Origin of the sequence: Streptomyces showdoensis, from assembly GCF_039535475.1 — a bacterium.
Classification (GTDB): Bacteria; Actinomycetota; Actinomycetes; order Streptomycetales; family Streptomycetaceae; genus Streptomyces; species Streptomyces showdoensis.
On sequence record NZ_BAAAXG010000026.1, the window covers coordinates 4,030,348 to 4,048,845 of the forward strand.

General features: G+C 74.4%; 18 protein-coding genes and 1 pseudogene. 8 read left to right on the forward strand and 11 right to left on the reverse strand.

Features of this window, described 5'->3' with window-relative positions:
- Positions 1-21: 21 nt before the first annotated feature.
- A complete protein-coding gene (locus ABD981_RS31475; RefSeq protein WP_046911399.1) occupies positions 22-1,101 on the forward strand; it encodes a Zn-dependent alcohol dehydrogenase in 1,080 nt (359 codons plus the stop codon).
- 19 nt (positions 1,102-1,120) lie between these two features.
- Here the strand turns inward: ABD981_RS31475 and ABD981_RS31480 are convergent, their stop codons facing one another.
- From ABD981_RS31480 to ABD981_RS31490, 3 genes are all read right to left on the reverse strand, one after another.
- Positions 1,121-2,047, reverse strand: coding sequence for a DMT family transporter (locus ABD981_RS31480; RefSeq protein ID WP_046911400.1), 927 nt, complete (start codon positions 2,045-2,047; stop codon positions 1,121-1,123).
- 100 nt (positions 2,048-2,147) lie between these two features.
- Complete coding sequence (locus ABD981_RS31485) at positions 2,148-2,843, reverse strand: ArsR/SmtB family transcription factor (RefSeq protein ID WP_046911401.1); 696 nt, start codon at positions 2,841-2,843, stop codon at positions 2,148-2,150.
- Positions 2,844-3,095: 252 nt separating this feature from the next.
- The gene (locus ABD981_RS31490; RefSeq protein WP_046911402.1) at positions 3,096-3,779 is read right to left on the reverse strand and encodes a TetR/AcrR family transcriptional regulator; all 684 of its coding nucleotides are present in this window, start codon (positions 3,777-3,779) and stop codon (positions 3,096-3,098) included.
- Between the two features lie 65 nt (positions 3,780-3,844).
- On the opposite strand from ABD981_RS31490, the gene ABD981_RS31495 reads away from it, so the two are divergent.
- The 3 genes and pseudogenes from ABD981_RS31495 (at position 3,845) to ABD981_RS31505 (ending at position 6,001) form a co-directional block, all read left to right on the forward strand.
- Positions 3,845-4,996, forward strand: a complete 1,152-nt coding sequence (locus ABD981_RS31495; RefSeq protein ID WP_046911403.1) for an acyl-CoA dehydrogenase family protein — start codon at positions 3,845-3,847, stop codon at positions 4,994-4,996.
- Between the two features lie 88 nt (positions 4,997-5,084).
- Positions 5,085-5,294, forward strand: a pseudogene (locus ABD981_RS31500) (YiaA/YiaB family inner membrane protein); the annotation flags it as partial.
- An 80-nt stretch (positions 5,295-5,374) separates the two neighbouring features.
- Positions 5,375-6,001: a TetR/AcrR family transcriptional regulator gene (locus ABD981_RS31505; RefSeq protein WP_046911404.1), complete on the forward strand. Its 627-nt coding sequence runs from the start codon at positions 5,375-5,377 to the stop codon at positions 5,999-6,001.
- Here the strand turns inward: ABD981_RS31505 and ABD981_RS31510 are convergent.
- A complete protein-coding gene (locus tag ABD981_RS31510) occupies positions 5,992-6,453 on the reverse strand; it encodes a MaoC family dehydratase (protein ID WP_046911405.1) in 462 nt (153 codons plus the stop codon). The genes ABD981_RS31505 and ABD981_RS31510 overlap by 10 nt on opposite strands.
- Before the next feature lie 149 nt (positions 6,454-6,602).
- Between ABD981_RS31510 and soxR the strand changes: the two genes are divergently transcribed.
- Positions 6,603-7,067, forward strand: a complete 465-nt coding sequence (gene soxR, locus ABD981_RS31515; RefSeq protein WP_046911406.1) for a redox-sensitive transcriptional activator SoxR — start codon at positions 6,603-6,605, stop codon at positions 7,065-7,067.
- 132 nt (positions 7,068-7,199) lie between these two features.
- Here the strand turns inward: soxR and ABD981_RS31520 are convergent, their stop codons facing one another.
- The 6 genes from ABD981_RS31520 to ABD981_RS31545 form a co-directional block, all read right to left on the reverse strand.
- Complete coding sequence (locus ABD981_RS31520) at positions 7,200-8,273, reverse strand: RNA ligase (ATP) (protein WP_046911407.1); 1,074 nt, start codon at positions 8,271-8,273, stop codon at positions 7,200-7,202.
- A 214-nt stretch (positions 8,274-8,487) separates the two neighbouring features.
- Positions 8,488-9,207 (reverse strand): 3-keto-5-aminohexanoate cleavage protein, encoded by a 720-nt coding sequence (locus ABD981_RS31525; RefSeq protein ID WP_046911408.1) that lies wholly within the window; start codon positions 9,205-9,207, stop codon positions 8,488-8,490.
- Positions 9,207-9,818, reverse strand: a complete 612-nt coding sequence (locus ABD981_RS31530; protein ID WP_046911409.1) for a hypothetical protein — start codon at positions 9,816-9,818, stop codon at positions 9,207-9,209. Before ABD981_RS31530 ends, ABD981_RS31525 begins: the two co-directional genes overlap by 1 nt.
- 148 nt (positions 9,819-9,966) lie before the next feature.
- Entirely contained in the window at positions 9,967-11,220 is a 1,254-nt protein-coding gene (locus tag ABD981_RS31535) for an alpha/beta fold hydrolase (protein ID WP_205628306.1), read from the reverse strand.
- 71 nt (positions 11,221-11,291) lie between these two features.
- Positions 11,292-12,650: an erythromycin esterase family protein gene (locus tag ABD981_RS31540; protein WP_046911410.1), complete on the reverse strand. Its 1,359-nt coding sequence runs from the start codon at positions 12,648-12,650 to the stop codon at positions 11,292-11,294.
- A 75-nt stretch (positions 12,651-12,725) separates the two neighbouring features.
- A complete protein-coding gene (locus ABD981_RS31545; protein WP_046911411.1) occupies positions 12,726-13,994 on the reverse strand; it encodes an exo-beta-N-acetylmuramidase NamZ family protein in 1,269 nt (422 codons plus the stop codon).
- Positions 13,995-14,147: 153 nt separating this feature from the next.
- Between ABD981_RS31545 and ABD981_RS31550 the strand changes: the two genes are divergently transcribed.
- From ABD981_RS31550 to ABD981_RS31560, 3 genes are read left to right on the forward strand one after another with little or no spacing between them, the layout of a single operon-like run.
- A complete protein-coding gene (locus ABD981_RS31550; protein ID WP_046911412.1) occupies positions 14,148-14,921 on the forward strand; it encodes an SDR family oxidoreductase in 774 nt (257 codons plus the stop codon).
- On the forward strand, positions 14,918-16,624 hold the full coding sequence (locus ABD981_RS31555; RefSeq protein ID WP_046911413.1) for a class I adenylate-forming enzyme family protein: 1,707 nt from the start codon (positions 14,918-14,920) through the stop codon (positions 16,622-16,624). The genes ABD981_RS31550 and ABD981_RS31555 overlap by 4 nt, the downstream gene beginning before the upstream one ends.
- Positions 16,625-16,665: 41 nt before the next feature.
- The gene (locus tag ABD981_RS31560; RefSeq protein ID WP_046911414.1) at positions 16,666-17,259 is read left to right on the forward strand and encodes a TetR/AcrR family transcriptional regulator; all 594 of its coding nucleotides are present in this window, start codon (positions 16,666-16,668) and stop codon (positions 17,257-17,259) included.
- Positions 17,260-17,277: 18 nt separating this feature from the next.
- Here the strand turns inward: ABD981_RS31560 and ABD981_RS31565 are convergent, their stop codons facing one another.
- A complete protein-coding gene (locus ABD981_RS31565; protein WP_046911415.1) occupies positions 17,278-18,492 on the reverse strand; it encodes an acyl-CoA dehydrogenase family protein in 1,215 nt (404 codons plus the stop codon).
- Positions 18,493-18,498: the final 6 nt, after the last annotated feature.

Consider the following 18,498-nt stretch of genomic DNA (forward strand, 5'->3'; position numbering starts at 1 on the left):
ACACACCCGAGGAGCCCACCCGTGATCCGCGCCGCAGTCCTGCCCGCCGTCGGCTCTCCCCTGGAGATCACCGGCATCGAACTGCCCGAGCCCGGCCCCGGCCAGGTCCGGGTCCGCCTCGCCGCCGCCGGGGTCTGCCACTCCGACCTGTCCCTGACCAACGGGACGATGCGGGTGCCCGTGCCCGCCGTCCTCGGACACGAGGGCGCCGGCACGGTCGTCTCCGTCGGCGAGGGCGTCACCCACGTCGCCCCCGGCGACGGTGTCGTCCTCAACTGGGCCCCGTCCTGCGGCGGCTGCCACCACTGCTCGATCGGCGAGGTCTGGCTCTGCGCGAACGCGCTGACCGGCGCCGCCGACGTGTACGCCCGCACCACGGACGGCACCGAGCTCCACCCCGGGCTCAACGTGGCGGCGTTCGCCGAGGAGACCGTCGTCGCCGCGAACTGCGTGCTGCCCGTCCCGGACGGCGTGCCGCTCACCGACGCCGCCCTGCTCGGCTGCGCGGTCCTCACCGGCTGGGGCGCGGTCCACCACTCCGCGCGGGTCCGGCGGGGCGAGTCCGTTGCGGTCTTCGGCGTCGGCGGCGTCGGCCTGGCCACCCTCCAGGCCGCCCGGATCGCCGGCGCCTCGACGATCGTCGCGGTGGACGTGTCCCCCGAGAAGGAGGCGCTGGCCCGGGCCGCCGGGGCCACCGAGTACCTCGTCGCCTCCGACACCACCGCCCGGGAGATCCGGAAGCTCACCGGCGGCCAGGGCGCCGACGTGTCCGTCGAGTGCGTCGGCCGCGCCACCACCATCCGTACCGCCTGGGACGCCACCCGGCGCGGCGGTCGCACCACCGTCGTCGGCATCGGCGGCAAGGATCAGCAGGTCACCTTCAACGCCCTGGAGCTCTTCCACTGGGGCCGCACCCTGTCCGGCTGCGTCTACGGCAACTCCAACCCGGCCGAGGACCTCCCGGTCCTCGCCGAGCACATCCGCGCCGGCCGCCTCGACCTGAGCACCCTGGTCACCGAGCGCATCACCCTGGAGGGCATCCCGGGCGCCTTCGACAACATGCTCGCGGGCAAGGGCGGCCGGGCGCTGGTCGTCTTCTAGATCCAGCCGCTCCCAGGTCCTAGGAGCGCACGGACCCGGCCGGGCCGTCCGCCGACCCGGCCGGGGCCGCCGCCGGCTTCGGCCGCGAACGGGATACCGCCACGCCCGCCAGGCACAGCGCGCCGCCGGCCAGGGTGAGCAGCCCCGGCAGCTCGCCCAGGAACACCCAGGCCAGCAGCACCACCAGCGCGGGCACGGCGTAGGTGGTCGCGCCCATCCGGCCGGCGGTCGTACGGGCCAGGGCGTAGGCCCAGGTCGTGAAGGCGAGGGCGGTCGGGAACACGCCGAGGTAGACCATGTTGAGGGTCGCCGACAGCGGGGCCCGGCCCGCCTCCTCGACCAGCCGCCCGGCGAACGGCAGGCAGGCCACCGCGCCCACCAGGCAGCCGAAGGTCGTCACCTGGAGCGCGCTGCCGTGCGCCAGCGCGGGCTTCTGGGCGACGACCCCACCGGCGTACGCGACCGCCGCGAGCAGGCACAGCACCACGCCCAGCACCGAGGCGTGGCCCTCCCCGGACATCGAGAGCCCGACGGCCACCGCGCCCGCGAAGGACACCGCCATGCCGGCCAGCAGGCGGGGCGGCAGCGACTCCTTGAGGAAGCGCGCGCCGAGCAGGGCGATCAGGATCGGGCCGATGTTCACGACCATCGCCGCGGTGCCCGCGTCGACCTCCTGCTCGCCCCAGTTGAGCACCACCATGTACACCCCGAACCACAGCAGCCCGGACACCGCGATGCCCCGCCAGGCGGCCCGCGGCGGCAGCCCCTCGCGGCGGATCAGCAGGACCGCGACGAGGACCAGGGAACCGGCCAGGAGGCGGCCGAGGGCGAGCGCGCCGGGGGAGTAGGCGGCGCCCGCGCTGCGGATGGAGACGAAGGCGGAGGCCCACAGGACGACGGTGACACCGGCGGCGGCGAGCGCGAGACGTGAGGTTCGGTTCGGCATGGACCGACCGTACGGCGCGGACCGTTCGGCGCTCACCGCAATATCGGGCGCGGCCGGGCGGGCCCGATGGGCGGGGTGTCCGCGGCGGGGCGTCCGCGGCTCAGCGCAGCGCGGCCGGGTCGATGCCGAGGCGCGCGTGGAGCTCCCGTTCCCCCGCGGCCGTCACCTTCACCGCCCGCTCCGATCCGATCCGTACGCACCACCCGGCGTCCAGCGCGTGCCGGCACAGCGCCGCCCCCGCGAGCCCGGCGAGGTGCTGCCGGCGCTCGGTCCAGTCGAGGCAGCCGCGCGCGACGGGCCGCCGCCCCTTCGGCACGAGCGTGATGCCGAGCCCCTCGAACCAGGCCAGGCCCGGGTCGGTGAGCGCGAACCCGGTGTCCTGGCGCAGCAGCCCGCGCGCCGTCAGGGCGTCGGTGACCGTGATGCCGAGCCGCCCGGCGAGGTGGTCGTAGCAGGTCCGGCCCCGGGCCATCGCCTGCCCCGCGCTCGCCGCCCGCAGACCGCGCGGCGCCTCGGGCACGTCCGGTTCGGAGCGGGCCGCCAGGTCCTCGACGAGGTGCGCGATGCCGGGGTCGGCGAGCCGCACGTACCGGTGCCGGCCCTGCCGCTCCTCGGCGAGCACGCCGCCGGCGACCAGCTTGCCCAGGTGCTCGCTGGCGGTCGAGGGCGCCACCCGCGCGTGGCGGGCCAGCTCACCGGCGGTCCAGGCCCGTCCGTCGAGCAGGGCGAGCAGGAAGGCGGCACGGGTCTCGTCGGCGAAGAGGGCGGCGAGCGAGGCGAGGTCTTTGGGGGCCATGGCACCAGCATGGCGCAGGCACGCTTCGGCGGCGGCCGAAACATCGAGGCAGGGGCGGCCGGGACGTCCCGACGTCAGGACGGCGCGTCGGGACGCGGGGCGGTCAGGCCGTCAGGACGGCGTCGGGATCCCGGACGGTCAGGCCGTCAGGACGGCGTCGGGATCCCGGACGGTCAGGCCGTCAGGGCGACGCAAGGCTCCCGGGCAGTCAGGCAGTCAGGCAGTCAGCCAGCCAGTCAGGCCGTCAGGCGGTCAGGCCGTCGGCCCGTTCGGGCCGCCCGCCCCCTCCCGTCCGAACTGCGCGCACTGCGCGAACTGCGTCCCCAGCCCGTCGAGCAGCGCCCGCAGCCCCGTCTCGAAGGCGCCCTCGTCGACCTTCTCGCGCCGCTCCGCGAGGAGGTGGGCCTGGCCCAGGTGCGGGTAGTCGGCCGGGTCGTAGGCGGTCTCGTCGTCGACGAAGCCGCGGGCGAAGGAGCCGAGGGCGGAGCCGGTGACGAAGTAGCGCATGAGGGCGCCGATGTAGGTGGCCTGGGCCGGCGGCCAGCCCGCGCGGACCATCGCGCCGAAGACCGCGTCGGCGACCTTCAGCCCGGCCGGACGGCGGCCGGGGCCCTGGGCGAGGACCGGGACGATGTGCGGGTGGTCGGCGAGGGCGGCCCGGTAGGAGACCGCCCAGTCGTGGAGGGCGGTGCGCCAGTCGCGGGGGTCGCCGGGCGCGAACATCGACAGGTCGATCTTGGCGCTGACCGCGTCCGCGACCGCGTCCAGGATCTCGTCCTTGGTCCGGAAGTGGTTGTAGAGCGAGGGGCCGCTCACGCCGAGCTCGGCCGCGAGCCGCCTGGTGGAGAGGGCGGCGAGCCCCTCGGCGTCCACGAGCGCTCCCGCCGTCTCGACGATGCGGTCTCGGCTGAGGAGGGGCTTGCGCGGTCGGGCCATGGCGCACATAGTAGGCCTGGCCATAAAAACTAGCAGTGGTAATTAAACGTGGATGGGGTGGCGCGGTGAATCTGGAGCTGAGCGAGGAACAGGAGGCCGTGCGACGGCTCGCCGAGGACTTCGTCGCCCGCGAGGTCACCCCGCACGTCGTCGCGTGGGACCGGGCCGAGGACGTCGACAGGTCGATCGTGAAGAAGCTGGGCGCGGTCGGCTTCCTCGGGCTGACGATCCCGGAGGAGTACGGCGGTTCCGGCGGCGACCACCTGGCCTACTGCCTGGTGACGGAGGAGCTGGGCCGCGGCGACTCCTCGGTGCGCGGCATCGTCTCCGTCTCGCTCGGCCTGGTCGCCAAGACGATCGCCTCCTGGGGTGACGAGGAGCAGAAGCGCGCCTGGCTGCCGCGGCTCGCGTCCGGCGACGCCATCGGCTGCTTCGGCCTGACCGAACCGGGCACCGGCTCCGACGCGGGGAACCTGGCCACCCGGGCGGTGCGCGACGGCGACGGGTACGTGATCGACGGCAGCAAGATGTTCATCACCAACGGCACCTGGGCCGATGTGGTGCTGCTCTTCGCCCGCACCGGAGACGCCCCCGGCCACAAGGGCGTCTCCGCCTTCCTCGTCCCCACCGACACCCCCGGCCTCACCCGCCGCGCCATCCACGGCAAGCTGGGCCTGCGCGGCCAGGCCACCGCCGAACTGGTCCTCGACGGCGTCCGGGTCCCGGCGGGCGCGATGCTCGGCCCCGAGGGCAAGGGCTTTTCGGTCGCCATGTCCGCCCTCGCCAAGGGCCGCATGTCGGTCGCCGCCGGCTGCGTCGGCATCGCCCAGGCGGCGCTCGACGCGGCGGTGCGGTACGCGGGGGAGCGCGAGCAGTTCGGCAAGCCCATCGCCTCGTACCAGCTGGTGCAGGAGCTGATCAGCGACATCGCGGTCGACGTGGACGCGGCCCGGCTGCTCACCTGGCGGGTCGCCGACCTGATCGACCGCGGCGAGGAGTTCGCCACGGCCGCCTCGAAGGCCAAGCTGTTCGCCTCGGAGGCCGCCGTCCGCGCGGCGAACAACGCCCTCCAGGTCTTCGGCGGCTACGGCTACATCGACGAGTACCCGGTCGGCAAGCTGCTGCGGGACGCGCGCGTGATGACCCTGTACGAGGGCACCAGCCAGATCCAGAAGCTGATCATCGGGCGGGCGCTGACCGGGGTCTCGGCGTTCTGACCGCCCGTGCCGCCGCCTGAGTACCCCCGCGCTCCCTGAGTATCCGGGCGGATGCGGCACCGGCCGCGTCCGCCCGATGCTGTGCGGTATGAGCGACTACCCGGTCAAGCAGCAGCAGAACACCTCCGCCTACTACGTGCAGGCGATCCTCTCCTTCGGTCTCGCGCTCCTGGCCGTGACCGTCGGGATCTACCGGCTGGAGGCCAGCGCCTGGGTCCGCGGCTTCCTCGCCGTCGCGGTCCTCTACCTCACCACCTCCGCCTTCACCCTCGCGAAGGTCGTCCGCGACCGCCAGGAAACCTGAGCCCCCACTCTCTAAGCGCTTGCTCAGCTTCGTTGTATGGTGTTCGTTCCCGAAGGCCCGACGAGGAGAGTGCGATGAGCGTGACGGAGGAGACGCCCGGCGGCGAGGACATGCCGTGGGGCGAGGTCACGCCCGAGGCGGCCCGGCGGCTGCTGGTCGCGGCGGTCGAGGCGTTCGCCGAGCGCGGCTACCACGCCACCACGACCCGTGACATCGCGGGCCGGGCCGGCATGAGTCCGGCCGCGCTCTACATCCACTACAAGACCAAGGAAGAGCTGCTCCACCGGATCAGCCGGATCGGGCACGACAAGGCCCTGGAGATCCTCCGGTCCGCGGCCGACGGCCCGGGCTCCGCCGCGGACCGGCTCGCCGACGCGGTGCGCTCCTTCGTCCGCTGGCACGCCGAGCGGCACACCACCGCCCGGGTCGTGCAGTACGAGCTCGACGCCCTCGGCTCCGAGCACCGCACCGAGATCGTCGGCCTGCGCCGCGAATCGGAGGCCACGGTGCGGCGGATCATCAACGAGGGCGTGGCGGCCGGGGAGTTCGACGCCCCCGACGTGGCCGGCACCACCGTCGCGGTGCTCTCCCTCTGCATCGACGTCTCGCGCTGGTTCAACACCCAGGGCCGCCACACGGCCGACGAGGTCGGCGCGCTCTACGCCGACCTCGTGCTGCGCATGGTGGGGGTTCAGAAGTAGTAGCGGGAGACCGACTCGGCGACGCACACCGGCTTGTCGCCGCCCTCGCGCTCCACGGTCACCGTCGCCGTCACCTGCACCCCGCCGCCGGCCTCCGTGACCTCGGTGAGCACGGCGGTGGCGCGCAGTCGCGAGCCCACCGGTACGGGGGCCGGGAAACGCACCTTGTTCGTGCCGTAGTTGAGGCCCATCCGCATGCCCTCGACGCGCATGATCTGCGGCACCAGGGTCGGCAGCAGCGAGAGCGTGAGGTAGCCGTGCGCGATCGTCCGCCCGAACGGGCCGTCGGCGGCGCGCTCCGGGTCGACGTGGATCCACTGGTGGTCGCCCGTGGCGTCGGCGAACTGGTCGATCCGCTTCTGCTCGATCTCCAGCCAGTCGCTGTGGCCCAGCTGTTCGCCGACCCCGGCGCGCAGCTCCTCGGCGGAGGTGAAGATCCTCGGCTCGGCCATGTTCCCGCTCCCTCTCGTCCCGGTGATGTCCCGGCGGTGTCCGGTGGTGCTCCGGTGATACCCCGTGATGTCTAAGCGCTTGCTCAGCATGTGGGGACGGGCGGTCTCCTGTCAACGGAGCGGAACGGGGCTCGCGTAGGCTCCACCGGGTGCCGCAGATTCCCGAGAAGATCCACGAACTCACCGTCGGTCAGCTGTCCGCGCGCAGCGGAGCCGCCGTCTCGGCCCTCCACTTCTACGAGGCCAAAGGCCTGATCAGCAGCCGCCGCACCAGCGGCAACCAGCGCCGCTACGGCCGCGACATACTCCGCCGCGTCGCCTTCATCCGGGCCGCCCAGCGGGTCGGCATCCCGCTCGCGACCGTCCGCGACGCCCTCGCCCGGCTGCCCGAGGAACGCACCCCCACCCACGAGGACTGGGCCCTGCTCTCGGCGGCCTGGCGGACCGAACTCGACGAGCGGATCAAGCAGCTCGGGCGGTTGCGGGACCACCTGAGCGACTGCATCGGCTGCGGCTGCCTGTCGCTGGAGAACTGCGTCCTGTCCAACCCCGACGACGTCTTCGGCGAGCGGCTGAGCGGCTCGCGCCTGATGCCCGAGGGCAAGGACGCCTGAACGGCCCCCGAAGGCCACCGGTACCGCCCGGAAGCGCCCGGCGGAGTCCGGAGGCGCTCCAGGGCGCCGCAAAGGAACGAGCGGGGACCCGCCACCCCCGTGGGCGGGCCCCCGCTCGGCTCAGGGGGCGGATCACTCGTACTCGGTGCCGCCCTTGCGGGTCAGGTACGCCGGGCTGACCGCCTTGGCGATCGCCCGCCCGCCGACCACCGGGCTGTGCCGCTCGGCCGCCGCGCGGATCACGACCCCCTCGCGCAGGTGCAGCCGCCGCCCGGAGACGGTCTCCCGCCCGCTCGCCAGCGCGAGGACGGTGTCGAGGTCGTACGGGCCGGAGTACAGCCGCGGTACGAGGGGGAGCTCGCCCGGCTCCAGCACCTCCGCGGGGTCCAGCCACCGGACCCGGCCGTCGATCTCGGCCGACAGGTCGAAGAGCGCGAACCCGAGGCCGTCCTCGACGCGGGCGTCCGCCCCGTACGCCAGGTCCTGCACCCCCGCCCCGTACACCTCGCCGAACAGCCCGACCCGGCGCGCCCCCAGCCGCTCGGCGAGCCGGGCCGCGACGGCCGGGAGGCCGTGCCCGAGGACGGCGCGCCAGTACAGGTTGCGCGGGTCCTCCCGGAGGGCCAGCCCCTTCGCGCCGAAGCCCTTGGACGAGACGAGCACCCGGTCCTCCTCGGCGAGATAGGTCACCAGGCAGGCCGTGCCGTGCAGCTTCTCCGTCAGGACCACCGGCTCGCCCGGCGCGAAGACCTCCGGGAAGCGGTGCAGGTTCTCGATGTCCACCCACGGCAGCAGGTCCGGCGCGGACTCCACGTCCCCGCTCATCGTCGGAGGCACCGGCGGCGCCCACTTGACGATCCCGAGCGCCTCGGCGAAGTCGGTCCCCTCGGCCGCGGCGCGGACCAGGTCCACCCCGTCGAGCGCCTTCGGCCGGCACACCAGCCCCTGGGACAGCTCCCCGCGCAGCCGCACCGCCTTGACCCGGTCGCTCGCCTTCCCGGCCAGCCGCCCGGTCAGCCCCAGCTCGTCGACGAGCGCGAGGGGCAGCACCGCCTGCTCCGGGATGTAGAGCGCCACGTCACCGGTCCGGTAGCTGCCCTTGGCGACGACGGCCCGGTACAGGCCGATCTGCGCGAGCTCCAACGCGTCGGCGTTCGGGTGCTCGTGCACGGTCAGGGTCTCGGCGGTGACGCGCAGGGTCGACATGTCAGTGCTCCGGTCGCTCGGTGTGTCTCGGTGGCGTGGTCATCGCCGCACACTGTGCCCCGCGGGAATTCCGCTGGGCGACCGGATTACCGCCTGCTAGCGTCGCTCTTTTCCGTCCCGTGCACGCCACTTGGCGCGCGCCCGTGCCCTGCCGCGCGACGGACTCCCCGTCCCCCGCGACGAGGTCCCGCCCGCCTGGGCCGTGTCTTTCGGATCAGGCCGAGATCGGCGCCGACAGCGCCGCCGACACCAGCTGGGCGTTGGAGCGGGCCGGGCTGCCGTCGGGCAGCAGCAGCGTGTCCTCCAGGCCGATGCGGGCGGCGAGCCCCAGCTGCCGGGCCAGGTGCAGCAGCGGCCAGGCGGTGGCCCCGCTGCCGTGGAGCAGGACCGGCCGGGCGTGCGGGGAGCGCGACAGGGCCGCGAGCAGGGCCCGGGCCGTGGCCCCGGCCGTCGCGGGGGAGGGGTCCGTCACCTCGGCGTGGACGCGCAGCACGCGCGGGGCCAGCGAGGAGCGCAGGAAGCGGGCCGGGCCGTCCGTGCCGGAGCGCAGGCAGGCCTCGACGGCGACGCCCCGTCCCAGCAGGGCTCCGGCGAGGGCCTCGGCCCCCGGTTCGTGCCAGTTGACGCAGGCGTGGTCGGGCAGCACCGTCCAGGCGCGGACCCGGGCGAGCCGGCGCACCGGGTCGGGCTCCGAGCGGACCCCGGTCGTCACGCCCACCGGCACGTCCACGGCCGCGCGGATCGCGGCCAGCGTGTCGGCGAGCACCCGCGGCGAGAGGGTGTCGCTCCCGCAGGGCGTCTTGGGGTGCACGTGCACGTCGTCGGCACCCGCGGCGACGGCGGCCGCCGCGGCCTCGGCCATCGCGTCCGGGGACATCGGCACCGCGGCCGAATCCCCGGGCCCGTGGCCCCCGTTGAGGCAGACCTGGAGCATCACGCCACCGACGCCAGTCGCGGCTGCGCGTCCCCACGGGTCCGGGCGAGCGCCCGGGGCGTGAGGACGGCGCGGGGTATCAGCACCCCGCAGTCCTCGCACACCGGACCGAACCACGGCTCGTCCCGCAGCTCCGCCCGCCATTCGATGCGCGGCCCGGCGCAGACCGGGCAGTGCTCGCCCGGCCCCCGCTTCAGCGCGGCCACCAGCCGCTCCAGCACCTCGGGCAGCGGCTCCTGCGGATGGCGGGCGGGATCGTCGCAGCGGGCCACCCCGTTGCCGCCCCAGATCCGGCGGTGCCACTCGTCGAGGGCGCCCGGGCGGCGCAGGCCACCGTGTTTCTCCCGCCGCCTGCGCTCGGCGAACTCCTCCTCGTACGCGAGCCACACGGCCCGCGCCTCCTCCAACTCGTCCAGGGCGGCCACCAGCCGCCCCGGATCGGCCTCCCGGTCCTCCGGGCCGAAGCCGTGGCTCCGGCACAGATGGTCCCAGGTCGCCCGGTGACCGTAGGGCGCGAACCGCTCAAGGCACTTGCGCAGCGAATACCGTCGCAAGGCCGTGTCGCTCCCTGGATCACGGACCTGTCTCGCGAGACTCCGGAACCCGGCCATCGTCTGCCCACCTCCGTCGCTGGCACTTCGGCGATATGAGAGGGACGAACGGGAGCCGCTTCGTGTTCCATCGAAAATCGGATGGGATCCATCAGCGGCCCCCCGACGGCCGGAACTCACCCCTCCCGCGATGCCGCGGATCCGCCGCTCATCCGCCGAACCGCCCCGCCCTCGCGACCACCCGGGCCAGCTCCGGGTGGCAGACGTCGCTGTGTTCCGAGACCACCTCCGCCGCGTCCACGCTCACGCACCCCGACCCGGGCAGCCCGTCCCGCAGCACCGTCCCCAGGGTGCGGGCCGTCGTCCCGGGAACGGCCTGAATGCCGTCGTAGCCGATCGCCCCCCAACGGCGCCCGTCCTCCCCGAGGATCGCGTCGTCGTCGCGGGAGAGCCGCGAGGCCAGCGGATAGAACACCCGCAGGGCGGTGTCGTGGCGGGAGTGGCAGGCGACCAGGGGCCCGTCGATCCGGTGCTGGAGGTCCGGGAGGGAGCCCCGGCGGCCCGGCGCGTGGGGGAGCCGGGCGGCGAACGCGTAGTGGGAGAAGGCGCCCTGGAGCAGGGTCACCGACTTCACGGTGCGGACGTCGTCGGGCAGCCCGAGCAGCGCGTGGGCGACCAGCCGGCCGCCGAAGCTGTGCCCGGCGAGGTGGACGCGCAGCTCCGGGGCCGTCCGGCCGAGTTCGCCGAGCAGGGGGCCGAGGCCCCGGGCGCCGACCACGCCCGCGCGGCGCTTCATCGTGTAGTACGTGGCCTGGCGCAGCGCCTCCTTGGCGCCCTTCCACAGCCGCTTCATCCGGTCGCCCCCGAACAGCGCCTCGCCGTCGCCGCCGCCGCTGCCGTCGCCGCCGCTGCCGTCGCCGCCCGGGTCTCCGTCCGTGTCCGCGTAGGCGCCCGCGTCGGCGAACGCCGCGTACGTCGTGAGCGGATCGGCGACGAGGAAGTCCGGCACCTCCGGGTCGCCGGCCAGTCCCGCCCGGTCCGTGTCCGTCAGCTCCCGCAGCAGCGCGCCGAACTCGGCGAACGCCGACTCCCGCGCGGGCTCCGCGCCGACGAGCTCCGCGATCCGCGCCACCACCGCCGTCTTCCCGGGCACGGTGGCCGCGAGCGAGGCGAAGTCGGGGACCGGCTCGTCGGAGAACATCATCGAGGGCCAGACCACCCCCGCGTACCCCAGCCGCACCCCGGGCCCGGCGAGGTCCGGGAAGGGGGCGAGGAACGCCGAGTAGAACCGGGCCGCCACCGAAGGGGAGTTGTTCCACCCGTGGGCGAAGACCAGCAGGTCCGTGCAGCCCTGCCGGTCGAGTCCGGCGAGCCCGGCCGCCTGGCCGGCAGGGCCGCCGGGACCGTCACCGTCCTTGTCGAACGTGATCTCGCGGTACGGCCCGACACTCATCCCGGTCATGGCCCCGTCCCTCCGCGTCGAGGTGTGCCGTCGGCACCGGGATCCTTCCCCCGCGGAGGGACGGGCAGTCGTCAGGGGAGGAGCCGGGCCGCCGAGACCTCGGGGAAGTGGACGACGGCGTCGTACGCGGTCGCGAGCCGTACGTTCACCACGTCGCCCTCCCACGGGAACGCCGTGCCGACGGACCGGGTCGGCCGGGCGACGCCCAGCCACTCCCGGGCGGCCGGGGTCGCGGTCCGCAGGTCGAGCAGGAAGGGGCGGGCCGAGACCCGGTCCAGGACGTGCGTGTTGCTGTCGGCCCCCAGCGGGCCGACGCCGAACTCCCGTACCGGCTCGCCCGGAGCCCCCGTGTCGTGCGCGTTGAACGAGCCCCGTCCGAAGGTGGCCCCGATGGTCACGTAGTCCTCGCCGAGCGCGTCGCGCAGGAAGGCGCCCTGGATGCGCGGGTACTGCTCCGGCCGCGTGGTCTCGTAGCCGACGTGCCCGTCGTGCGCGGACAGCACCATCCGGTCGCCGGTGCGGCGCTGCCACCACACCGTGTTCTCGGCCATCACGCGGTCGCGGTAGAGCATTGCCTGCGCGACCTCGGCCTCGCCGGCCTGGCCGGTCATGTCGTACGCGTACTCCGTGCCGACCTGGGCGATCACCCGGGCGTGCTGCACGGCCCAGGCGTGCGCCTCGCGGGCCGCCCGTCCCGTCCCCGCCGGCCTCTGCCGCTCCAGGAGGGCGAGGGCGCGGCCGACGTCCGCCGCCATGGCCCGGCGCTCGGCCAGCGGCCGGGTCAGGTAGGCGTTCATCCAGGAGTCCACGGTGCCGGTCGGCCGGGAGCTCCGGTAGAGCTCCCGGAAGCGGGGGAGCAGCTGCGGCCGGGTCCGGGCCACGTAGCCGGTGACCTCGTCGAAGAGGTTGGTGCCCGCGTAGCCGAGGTCGTTGCCCATGAACCGCACCGGGTGGTCCGGGTGGCGCTGGTTGTGCCGCCGCATCCAGGTGAACAGGTCCAGGTACTCCTCGGTGTTCCAGAAGCCGTAGGCGTTCTGGAACTCGTCCCGCATGATCTTCCGGATGTCGCCCGCGCCCTCGCGCACGTAGGCGTCGACGAGCAGGCCGGTGCTCCAGTTGGCCTCCAGCGCGAAGGTGGTGAACCCCTGCCGCTCCACGAGCTGTTCGAAGATCCGGTGCTTGGCGCGCAGGAACTCGCCCGAGCTGTGCGTGGCCTCGCCGACGCCGACCACCTTCGCGTCGCCGACGATCCGCTCCAGGGTGCGGGTGTCGGTCAACGGGCGTGCGGTGGAGGCGAGTTCGCGGGCGGGGTCCGGGTGCCCGGGCCCGCGGTCCGCGGCGGCGGCCGGAGCGGCGGGGGCGAGCAGGCCCACGCAGAGGGCGGCGAGCAGGACGGTCAGGGGGCGGCGGCGTCGTAAGGAAACGTTCATGACCTCAGCCAACCCGCGGGAGGGCGGGCCCGGAATCCGGCCCGCCCCCGTGACCGTCCGGGGGTCAGCCCCCGGTCAGCGGTAGAGCAGGTACTCCCGGCGGACCGCCCGGAAGGCCGCCAGGTCCGCCTCCCAGGCCGCGGCGACCTCGTCCGCCGTCGCACCGGCGTCGACGAGCGTGCGCACCCGGGCCGAACCGGTCAGCTTGTCGATCCAGCCGTCCGCGCGCCAGGCGAAGCCGCTCCAGGTCCGCCGCGCGGTGACCAGCAGCGCGATCCCGGTGCGCACCGGGTCGAAGGCCGCCCGGTCGTGGACCATCAGCTGGAGCCCGCCCACCGTCCTGCCCTGGAACTTGGAGAAGGTCGGCGCGAAGTACGCCTCGCGGAAGCGCACCCCGGGCAGCTCCAGCGCGTTCGCCGCCTCCGCCCACCGTCCGTCGATCCCCTCCGCGCCGAGCAGCTCGAACGGGCGGGTGGTGCCGCGCCCCTCGGAGAGGTTGGTGCCCTCGAACAGGCAGGTGCCGGAGTAGACGAGCGCGGTGTCGGGCGTCGGCATGTTGGGGCTCGGCGGCACCCACGGCAGCCCCGTGGCGTCGAAGAACTCCCCGCGCCGCCAGCCGGAGACCGTCACCGTCTCCAGCTCCGCCGGCCGCGCCAGGAACTCCCCGTTGAAGAGGCGGGCCAGCTCCGCCACCGTCATCCCGTGGGCCTGCGCGATGGGCTCCCGCCCGACGAAGGTCGCGTACGCCCGGTCCAGGACGGGGCCGAGCGCGGCCCGGCCGGTCACCGGATTGGGCCGGTCCAGGACCACGAAGCGCTTCCCGGCGAGCGCGGCGGCCTCCATGCAGTCGTAGAGCGTCCAGATGTACGTGTAGAAGCGGGCGCCCACGTCCTGGATGTCGAAGACGACCGTGTCCACGCCCGAGGCGGTGAACACGTCGGCCAGCGGCCGGCCGCTCTTCAGGTACGTGTCGTAGACGGGCAGCCCGGTCGCCGGGTCGTCGTAGCGCCCCTCCGAGCCGCCGGCCTGGGCCGTGCCGCGGAAGCCGTGCTCGGGCCCGAAGACGGCGACCAGGTCGACGCGTTCGTCGGCGTGCATCACGTCCACGATGTGGCGCGCCTCGGCGGTGATGCCGGTCGGGTTGGTGACCACGCCGACCCGCTGCCCGGCGAGCCGCGCGTAGCCGTCGGCGGCGAGCCGCTCGAACCCCGTGCGGACCCGGCGGGCCGGGGCACCGCCCGCGCCGCCCGGGGCCGGGTGTGCCGCCGCCGGCCCCGTACCGGCCGCCGCCGCGGCGCCGAACGCGCCGCCCGCGGCCAGCAGACCACGTCTGGACAGGCTCATGCGGAAACCTCCTTGATCGCCTTCCCTGACATGGGCACGCACGCTAGCGCTCCACCGGGCCGCGCGGAACGAGGCGTACCGCCGGAGTCTTCCCCGGTTCCATACCGACCGGTTAGTCTGCCCGCACAGCCGCTACGGAGAGGTGGGCCGCCGATGAGCACGGTGCAGGGCGTCGAGGGCGCGGGAGTGGTCGTCACGGGCGCGGGCGGCGGCATCGGCGCCGCACTCGCCCGCCGGTTCGCCGCCGAGGGGGCCCGGGTCGTCGTCAACGACCTCGACCCCGGCCGCACCAAGGCCGTCGCCGACGAGATCGGTGCCCTCGCCGTCCCCGGGGACGCCTCCGAGGTCGTCGACGAGGCCCGCGCCGCGCTCGGCGGCACCGTGGACGTCTGGTGCGCCAACGCCGGACTCGCCTCTCCCGGCGACGCCTTCGCCGACGAGGAGGTCTGGGCCGCCGCCTGGGACGTCAACGTCATGGCCCACGTCCGCGCCGCCCGCGCGCTGCTGCCCGACTGGCTGGAGCGCGGCACCGGCCGCTTCGTCTCCACCGTCTCCGCCGCCGGACTGCTCACGATGATCGGCGCCGCCCCGTACAGCGTCTCCAAGCACGGCGCGTACGCCTTCGCCGAATGGCTCTCCCTCACCTACCGCCACCGCGGCCTCACGGTGCACGCCATCTGCCCGCAGGGCGTGCGCACGGACATGCTCACCGCCTCCGGGACGGCCGGCGAGCTGGTCCTCGCCCCCACCGCCATCGAGCCCGAGGACGTCGCCGACGCCCTCTTCGACGCCATGGAGGCCGACCGCTTCCTCGTCCTGCCCCACCCCGAGGTGGCCCGCTTCTACGGGGCCAGGGCCGCCGAACCCGAACGGTGGCTGCGCGGCATGAACCGCGTCCAGCGGACCTGGGAAGGGGCGGGCGCGTGACGGGCCGGGAGCGGGACGCCACGGGCGGCACCGAGGCAGGCGGTACGGGATCGATCTACGCCGCCAAGCCCTGGCTCGGGCGGCTCAGCGCGGCCCAGCGGGCGCCCGTCGACCCGCCGCCCACCGTGCTGCACGCCTTCCGCGCCGCCGCCGCGCGCACCCCCGACCACCCGGCACTCGCCTACTTCGACGGCCGGATCCCCTACCGCGAGGCCGACGCCCTCTCCGACTCCGTCGCCGGACACCTGGCCGCCCGGGGCGTCGGGCGCGGCGACCGGGTCGCGGTCATGCTCCAGAACAGCCCGCACTTCGTCCTCGCCCTCCTCGGCGCCTGGAAGGCGGGCGCCACCGTCGTCCCGCTCAACCCGATGTACAAGGCGGGCGAGGTCGGCCACGCCCTGCGGGACTCCGGCGCCACCGCCCTGGTCTGCTCCGACCGCGCCTGGGACGGCTACCTCCGCGACACCGTCGCCGAGGCCGGGGTCCGGATCGCCCTCACCGCCTTCGAGCGCGGACTCCAGACCCGCGACGACCCCCGCGTCCTCGGCTTCGAGAGGGTGCCGGCCGACCGCCTCCACGGCGCGGACGACCTCCTCGCCGTCGCCCGCGCGGGCCACCCGGCCCCCGAGGGGCGCGAGCCCGGCACCGACGACATCGCCCTGATCAGCTACACCTCCGGCACCAGCGGCACCCCCAAGGGCGCCCTCAACCTGCACCGGGGCATCGTCCACAACGCCGAACGCCAGCGCACCGGCCACCCCGTCCCCGAGGGCGCCGTCTACTTCGCCCTCGCCCCGCTCTTCCACATCACCGGGCTGGTCTGCGAGCTCGGCGCCTGCTTCGCCAACGGCGGCACCCTCGCCCTCGCGTACCGCTTCGACGCCGGGGTCGTCCTCGACGCGTTCCTGGAGCACCGGCCCGCCTACACCGTCGGACCCTCGACCGCCTACATGGCGCTCGCCGCCCACCCGGGCGCCACCCCGGACCACTTCTCCTCGTTCCTCGTGCTGTCCTCGGGCGGCGCGCCCGTGCCGCCCGCCCTGGTGGAGAAGTTCCGCGCCGGCTTCGGCCCCTACCTGCGCAACGGCTACGGGCTCACCGAGTGCACCGCCCCCTGCGCCTCCGTGCCGCCGCAGTCCGAGGCGCCCGTCGACCCCGCCTCCGGCACGCTCTCGGTGGGCGTCCCCGGCCCCGACACCGTCGTCCGCATCCTCGACGAGTCCGGCGCCGAGGTCCCGTTCGGCGAGCAGGGCGAGATCGCCGTCCGCGGCCCCCAGGTCGTCCCCGGCTACTGGCGGCTGCCCGAGGCCACCGCGGCCGCCTTCCCCGACGGGGAGCTGCGCACCGGCGACATCGGCTTCATGGACGCGGACGGCTGGCTGTACGTCGTCGACCGCAAGAAGGACATGATCAACGCCTCCGGCTTCAAGGTCTGGCCGCGCGAGGTCGAGGACGTCCTCTACACCCACCCGGCCGTCCGCGAGGCCGCCGTCGTCGGCGTCCCCGACGCCTACCGCGGCGAGACGGTGAAGGCCTACGTGAGCCTGCGGCCCGGCGCCGATGCGGACCCCGCCGAGCTCTCCGCCTACTGTGAGCAGCGGCTCGCCGCGTACAAGTACCCGCGCGAGGTCGAGATCCTGGCGGAGCTCCCCAAGACGACAAGTGGGAAGATCCTCAGGCGGGACCTGCGGTCCCCGAAGTGAGCACCGGCACGAGCGCCGGCATGGACGAAAGAAGGCGGAGCATGGCCAGGACGACGGACGGCAACGGGGTCCCCGTCCCCCAGAGGCTCCTCGCCGCCGCCACCCGGCTCTTCGCGGAGCAGGGCTACGACCGGACCTCCGTCCAGGAGATCGTGGAGGCGGCCGGCGTCACCAAGGGCGCGCTCTACCACTACTTCGGCTCCAAGGAGGACCTGCTCCAGGAGGTCTACTCCCGGGTGCTCCGGCTCCAGCAGGAGCGCCTCGACGCCTACGCGGGCGCCGACGCCCCGGTGGAGCGGCGGCTGCGGGACGCCGCCGCCGACGTCGTCGTCACCACGATCGACAACCTGGACGACGCCGCGATCTTCTTCCGCTCCATGCACCACCTCAGCCCGGAGAAGAACAAGCAGGTGCGGGCCGAGCGGCGGCGCTACCACGAGCGCTTCCGCGCCCTGATCGAGGAGGGCCAGCAGGCCGGGGTCTTCTCCGCGGCGACCCCCGCCGACCTGGTCGTCGACTACCACTTCGGCTCGGTCCACCACCTGTCCACCTGGTACCGCCCGGACGGCCCGCTCAGCCCCCAGCAGGTGGCCGACCACCTGGCCGACCTCCTGCTGCGGGCCCTGCGCCCGTAACCGCGGGTCCGGCGGGGTTCAGAGGTACCTCTTCAGCTCCCGCCGGGCCAGCGAGCGCTGGTGGACCTCGTCGGGTCCGTCCGCCAGCTTCAGGGTGCGCGCCGCGGCCCACAGCTCGGCGAGCGGGAAGTCCTGCGAGACGCCGCCGGCGCCGTGCACCTGGACCGCCTTGTCGATGATGTCGACCACCGCACGGGGCGTGGCGATCTTGATCGCCTGGATCTCGGTGTGGGCGCCCCGGTTGCCGACGGTGTCCATCAGCCAGGCCGTCTTCAGGACGAGCAGCCGCAGCTGTTCGACCGTCACCCGGGCGTCCGCGATCCAGTTCTGCACGACCCCCTGCCCGGCGATCGCCTTGCCGAAGGCGGTACGGGAGACCGCGCGGCGGCACATCAGCTCGATGGCCCGCTCGGCCATGCCGATCAGCCGCATGCAGTGGTGGATGCGGCCGGGGCCGAGCCGGGCCTGGGCGATGGCGAAGCCGCCGCCCTCCTCGCCGATCAGGTGGGCGGCCGGGACCCGGGCGCCGTGGAAGACCACCTCGGCGTGGCCGCCGTGGGAGTGGTCCTCGTAGCCGTACACCTGCATCGCGCGGCGCACCTCGACCCCGGGGGTGTCGCGGGGGACCAGGATCATGGACTGCTGGCGGCGCGGGTCGGCGCCGTCGGGGTCGGTCTTGCCCATGACGATGAGGATGCGGCAGTCGGGGTTCATCGCCCCGGAGATGTACCACTTGCGCCCGTCGATCACGTACGAGTCGCCGTCCCGCCGGATCCGGGTCTCGATGTTGGTCGCGTCGGAGGAGGCCACCTCGGGCTCGGTCATGGCGAACGCCGAGCGGATCTCGCCCGCGAGCAGCGGCTCCAGCCACTGCTTCTTCTGCGCCTCGTCGCCGAACTGGGCGAGCACCTCCATGTTCCCGGTGTCGGGGGCGGCGCAGTTGAGGGCGGTGGGGGCGAGCTGGGGGCTGCGGCCGGTGATCTCGGCGAGCGGCGCGTACTGGAGGTTGGTGAGCCCGGCCCCGTACTCCCGGTCCGGCAGGAAGAGGTTCCACAGCCCCTGCCGCCTGGCCTCGGCCTTCAGCTCCTCGACGACCGCCGGGGTGTCCCACGGGGAGGCGAGCCCGGCGCGCTGCTCGTGGGCGACGGCCTCGGCGGGGTACACGTGCTCGTCCATGAAGGCGAGGAGCCTCGCCCGCAGTTCCTCGGTGCGGGCGTCGTACGCGAAGTCCATGACGGA

Coding starts and splice junctions, on each gene's coding strand:
- ABD981_RS31510 (WP_046911405.1), bottom strand. CDS start 6,453: ATGGCCGAGCCGAGGATCTTCACCTCCGCCGAGGAGCTGCGCGCCGGG.
- ABD981_RS31525 (WP_046911408.1), bottom strand. CDS start 9,207: ATGCTCCAGGTCTGCCTCAACGGGGGCCACGGGCCCGGGGATTCGGCC.
- ABD981_RS31550 (WP_046911412.1), top strand. CDS start 14,148: ATGAGCACGGTGCAGGGCGTCGAGGGCGCGGGAGTGGTCGTCACGGGC.
- ABD981_RS31490 (WP_046911402.1), bottom strand. CDS start 3,779: ATGGCCCGACCGCGCAAGCCCCTCCTCAGCCGAGACCGCATCGTCGAG.
- ABD981_RS31520 (WP_046911407.1), bottom strand. CDS start 8,273: ATGTCGACCCTGCGCGTCACCGCCGAGACCCTGACCGTGCACGAGCAC.
- ABD981_RS31560 (WP_046911414.1), top strand. CDS start 16,666: ATGGCCAGGACGACGGACGGCAACGGGGTCCCCGTCCCCCAGAGGCTC.
- ABD981_RS31535 (WP_205628306.1), bottom strand. CDS start 11,220: ATGACCGGGATGAGTGTCGGGCCGTACCGCGAGATCACGTTCGACAAG.
- ABD981_RS31540 (WP_046911410.1), bottom strand. CDS start 12,650: ATGAACGTTTCCTTACGACGCCGCCGCCCCCTGACCGTCCTGCTCGCC.
- ABD981_RS31480 (WP_046911400.1), bottom strand. CDS start 2,047: ATGCCGAACCGAACCTCACGTCTCGCGCTCGCCGCCGCCGGTGTCACC.
- ABD981_RS31505 (WP_046911404.1), top strand. CDS start 5,375: ATGAGCGTGACGGAGGAGACGCCCGGCGGCGAGGACATGCCGTGGGGC.
- ABD981_RS31485 (WP_046911401.1), bottom strand. CDS start 2,843: ATGGCCCCCAAAGACCTCGCCTCGCTCGCCGCCCTCTTCGCCGACGAG.
- ABD981_RS31565 (WP_046911415.1), bottom strand. CDS start 18,492: ATGGACTTCGCGTACGACGCCCGCACCGAGGAACTGCGGGCGAGGCTC.
- ABD981_RS31530 (WP_046911409.1), bottom strand. CDS start 9,818: ATGGCCGGGTTCCGGAGTCTCGCGAGACAGGTCCGTGATCCAGGGAGC.
- ABD981_RS31545 (WP_046911411.1), bottom strand. CDS start 13,994: ATGAGCCTGTCCAGACGTGGTCTGCTGGCCGCGGGCGGCGCGTTCGGC.